General features: G+C 45.0%; 1 protein-coding gene. It reads left to right on the top strand.

Translation table 11 applies throughout. The features are described 5' to 3' along the window. Positions 1-388, top strand: a 388-nt coding sequence (locus E1189_RS01450; RefSeq protein ID WP_230459959.1) for a hypothetical protein, incomplete at its 5' end; no start/stop codon positions are given. Positions 389-427 lie beyond the last annotated feature (39 nt).

Below are 427 nucleotides of genomic sequence, written 5' to 3'. Positions count from 1 at the left end.
ATACCAAGAAACAGATATCGTGGAAGCAGCAGCCAGCGAAGTCATGATACACAGCGATATCTCAGGTGCCAGTCTGCCCATCGCATTGGACTCGACCGGCTCACAACCTTCATATGAAGAGCTCTCAAAAGCAGAAGTATCCAGCAATGAGAATACATCTGAATACAGCGATTCCTTTCATATGAGTGGAAATCTGGACTCTCCAGTTTCCACTGACATTCAGTTGTCACAAGACTCATTACTTTCTCTGTCTGAGAAAGGCCCATGGCAAATAAACTCCAGCGATTACGCCGTCTATCTACCGCCAGAGCTAACCCGCATATTGTATGACAAACAAAAAAGGCGAGATGGTTTTTTGTTACAATTCAGTTGCTTAGACCAGCAATAACGACCAAATCGCCCATGACAGATCGTATCCTCAAGGACA

It is taken from the genome of Parendozoicomonas verongulae (assembly GCF_009711465.1).
GTDB lineage: Bacteria > Pseudomonadota > Gammaproteobacteria > Pseudomonadales > Endozoicomonadaceae > Sansalvadorimonas > Sansalvadorimonas verongulae.
Note: the sequence above shows the minus strand (reverse complement) of the source record. Positions and strands in the feature narration are given on the sequence as shown.